This window comes from Pseudarthrobacter sp. NKDBFgelt (genome assembly GCF_046097905.1).
Taxonomy (GTDB): Bacteria; Actinomycetota; Actinomycetes; order Actinomycetales; family Micrococcaceae; genus Arthrobacter; species Arthrobacter polychromogenes.
Genome location: NZ_JBJURL010000146.1, coordinates 1 through 3,322, shown reverse-complemented (window position 1 = coordinate 3,322; position 3,322 = coordinate 1). Strand labels below are relative to the sequence as shown.

General features: G+C 67.9%; 4 protein-coding genes and 1 pseudogene. 3 read left to right on the top strand and 2 right to left on the bottom strand.

Annotation, left to right across the window (positions count from 1 at the left end):
• Nucleotides 1–383, bottom strand: a pseudogene (locus ACKAE7_RS20660) (O-succinylbenzoate synthase); the annotation flags it as partial.
• Nucleotides 384–484: 101 nt separating this feature from the next.
• Between ACKAE7_RS20660 and ACKAE7_RS20655 the strand changes: the two are divergent.
• The 3 genes from ACKAE7_RS20655 to ACKAE7_RS20645 all read left to right on the top strand — a co-directional run bounded on the left by ACKAE7_RS20655 (nucleotide 485) and on the right by ACKAE7_RS20645 (nucleotide 2,316).
• A complete protein-coding gene (locus ACKAE7_RS20655; protein ID WP_408980179.1) occupies nucleotides 485–838 on the top strand; it encodes an ArsR/SmtB family transcription factor in 354 nt (117 codons plus the stop codon).
• Nucleotides 835–1,332, top strand: a complete 498-nt coding sequence (locus tag ACKAE7_RS20650; RefSeq protein ID WP_408980178.1) for an SRPBCC family protein — start codon at nucleotides 835–837, stop codon at nucleotides 1,330–1,332. Before ACKAE7_RS20655 ends, ACKAE7_RS20650 begins: the two co-directional genes overlap by 4 nt.
• Before the next feature lie 78 nt (nucleotides 1,333–1,410).
• Nucleotides 1,411–2,316, top strand: coding sequence for a phosphatase PAP2 family protein (locus ACKAE7_RS20645; protein WP_408980177.1), 906 nt, complete (start codon nucleotides 1,411–1,413; stop codon nucleotides 2,314–2,316).
• A 337-nt stretch (nucleotides 2,317–2,653) separates the two neighbouring features.
• Here ACKAE7_RS20645 and ACKAE7_RS20640 read toward each other — a convergent pair.
• On the bottom strand, nucleotides 2,654–3,322 hold a 669-nt coding region (locus ACKAE7_RS20640; RefSeq protein ID WP_408980176.1), incomplete at its 5' end, for a class I SAM-dependent methyltransferase.

Below are 3,322 nucleotides of genomic sequence, written 5' to 3'. Positions count from 1 at the left end.
ACCCGGGCGGCGTCGTCGTCCAGGGTCTGGCCGCGCTCGGCAACCTTGACCTTTACGGCGTCCACCCGGCCAAAGCGCGCCAGCACCTCGGGCACCCGGTCCGCAGGCACGGCGGGGACGGTCGCGTTGACCGGGATAGCGGAACGCAGCGGCGCGGGGAACCCCTCCCAGGCAGCCTCGATGGCGGCGGCAAGCCAGCGGGACGCCTCGGCGTCGCCGTACTCGGGGAACGGGCAGAACTCGCCCCACCCGGCCGGGCCCTGCAGCAGCAGCGACTCGCGCTCCGTGATGCCGCGGAACTTGACCCGCATGGGCAGGGACACCACGTGCGCGCCGGCCAGCAGTTCCTCGAGCGCAGGCACCTGGGGCGGGTCGGTTGGCATGGATTCAACTGTACAAGCGGGGGCTTGCCTTGCAGACCTGTGGGAATCCCAGAGCGCTAACAGCCTTCCAATGCATATCCATATGGATATATAATGTGGGCATGGCACGGGCAGCAACAACCACGGACGCGTTCAACGCGGTAGCTGAGCCCCGCCGCCGGGAGATCCTGGACGCCCTCAGTCTTGGTGAGAGGCCCGTGAACGAACTGGTGGACCTGCTTGGCCTTGCTCAGCCGCACGTCTCGCGCCATTTGCGGGTGCTGCGGGAGGTGGGCGTTGTGGATGTCCGGGATGAAGGCCGGCAGCGGCTGTACCGGCTCAATCCGCAGGCCCTGAAGCCCATCCACACCTGGGTTTCCAGATATGAGCACCTCTGGGCGGAGCGCTTCGACCTGCTGGACGACGTGCTCGCCGGCCTCCAGGAAGATACCTCGCAAGAAGGAGCAGGGCAATGACTCAGACAAGCGCCATGGACGTGACCTTTCCCGGGGATCGGGAAATCCTCATCACCAGGACCGTGGAAGCGCCCCGGCACCTTGTGTACAGGGCATGGACAACACCCGGCCTCGTCCGGAAATGGTGGGCCGGCCGCCGCGGCCAGATGACGGTGGTGGACATGGACTTCCGGGAGGGCGGCGCCTGGCGGTACGTCATGGCGGCGAGCGGCGGGTTTGAGGTGGCCTTCCACGGCACGTACCGGGAGATCGTTCCGAACGAGCGCATCGTCCACACGGAGGTCATGGAGACGGCGGGTGTGGGACCGGACAGCGAGGAAGGGGCCGTGGTCAATACGGTCACCTTCAGCGATGCCGACGGCGGCGCCACCCTGGTCAGCATCCGCACCGATGCGGGCAGCAAGGAAGTCCGGGACATGATTGCGCAGTCCGGCATGAAGGGCGGGGTGCGGGAGCAGTTTGAACTCATCGAGGAACTCGCGCAGGCCCTGTGATAGCGATCGCGGCCGCCTCGATGTGCCGGGCCCGCCACGTGCGGCGGGATCCCAGCTTTCTGTGACACCCTTTAAGCGATGACTTTTCAACGGCAGGCAACGAGCAGGACCGCAGCCCGACCCGCAACGGGGTCGGGCTTCCTGTTCGTGCTGGCCACGCTGGCGTGTGTGGCCGGGCTGGTGGCCACCTACTACTACTTCGTCCAGACCACCACGGGCCAGTTCATCGATGAGTCAGCACTCGTGGAAGCCGTGGAACTCCATGGGCCCGCCGGCAAGGCAACCACCAAGTTCCTGGACCTGCTGCCCACCGTCTCCCTGGTGATGGCCGCCGTCGTGGTCCTGTTCGTGACCGTAATCCGCAAGCACTGGGCTGAGGCAGGGATTGCCGTGGCCGCCTGCATCGGCGCGAACATCGCCACGCAGGTGCTGAAGGACCTCCTGCCGGCCCGCCCGGACAAAGGGGTGGTCACCCTGGAGCTGAACTCGCTGCCCTCCGGCCACACCACGTTGGCGGCGTCGGCGGCGGCTGCGGTGTTCCTGATGGCCTCGCCCCGCTGGCGTCCGATGGCCGGCTTCGTCGGCGGCACGTTCGCCATCGCATCCGGGGTGTCCACGCTGATCAACCAGTGGCACCGGCCGGCGGACGTGGTGGCGGCATTCCTGCTGGTGGGTGCCTTCATGATTCCCGCGGGCTGGCTCATCATCCGGCGGGGGTCCTGGAATGCGTGGGACGGGTTTGGCGGGCACATCGGTTCGGCCCGGCTCTGGCTGACGCTTCCGGTTGCCATCGGACTGGCCTCGGCCGCGGTGGCACTGTACTCGCTGGCGCGCATCGCCCCGAGCCCGTGGCAGGAGGCCAGCACCACCCACTATTTCTGGGCCGGGATCTCACTGATTGTGATCGCCGGGTACCTGGCCACGGTTGCCACGACGTCCCTGTTCGCGTACGCCGCACGACGACGTGTCCCGGCAAGGCGCTGAGCCCCCGCAGGCCAGGGAAACCTTGACCGAACCTTGACGCATTACTGGTGAGTATTTTGATGGGCCCGGTGGATAGTAGTGGCTGTCAGGAGACGGGCGGCGGCAGCAGGCAAGCAGCAGGCCATCCAGCCGGATTGGCTTCGCAGCCCATCACTCTCCTGGCGGCGTCTTGAAGTGGGCTCCGCCAGGTAACAACGGCCCCTCGCCCGGCTCCTGGCGGCCGTGAGACGGCGAGCACTTTAGTCCCCCTGCAAGCGGACGCGTGCTCCTCAAACATCCCGGCGCCGCCCTTCCCCCCAATGGCGGCGCCGGGATTTCCACACTCTCTTGTCCCGGGTCAGGCCCCGGCGGTTGGCCCGGGGTTGACGGCCGTGCCCAGCACATGGGCCAAGGCGGGCGACAACGGAAGGACGGCGAAATTGAAGCGGCGGCTGCCTACCGGAACAAAGCCAGCCTCCCCGATGGCCGCCACTGTGTCCCGGTTTGGATGGCATCCGCCGGCGAACCGCTGCCATGCAGGCGCCAGCAGGTCCTCCACTGCCGCAAGCAGCCTGCTGTCCGAGCGGACGTGCTCGTAGAAAGCGAGGATCCCCCCGGGACGCAGGACGCGCCGGATCTCGGCCAGCACCGGCGCCTGCTCGCTGACACTGCACAGAACCAGGCTGGACACAACGGCATCCACGCTGGCATCTGCTGCCGGAATCTGTTCGGCTGCTCCGGCACGGACGGTCACGGGCACCGGAGCCGAGACGGCTTTGGCGGCGGCGATGCGCCTGAGGTCGTCGTCCGGCTCGATAGCCAGCACGTGGGTGACGGCCGGCGGGTACAGCGCGAAACCGGAACCGTCGCCGGCGCCGATTTCGACGACGGACCCGTGCAGCCCGGCCAGCAGCTCACGGCGATGTTCGGTAGCGCCGCGGCGGTTCATCTCCTCGACAGCGCGGGCGTAGGCCCGGGCGAAGCGCGGGTGCTGCAGTTCCGCCGGCCCGCGCTCCCCCACGGGGTC

What these genes read in the sequence shown, in the direction of transcription:
- ACKAE7_RS20650 (WP_408980178.1), top strand. Translation starts at nt 835, where the DNA reads ATGACTCAGACAAGCGCCATGGACGTGACCTTTCCCGGGGATCGGGAA.
- ACKAE7_RS20655 (WP_408980179.1), top strand. Translation starts at nt 485, where the DNA reads ATGGCACGGGCAGCAACAACCACGGACGCGTTCAACGCGGTAGCTGAG.
- ACKAE7_RS20645 (WP_408980177.1), top strand. Translation starts at nt 1,411, where the DNA reads ATGACTTTTCAACGGCAGGCAACGAGCAGGACCGCAGCCCGACCCGCA.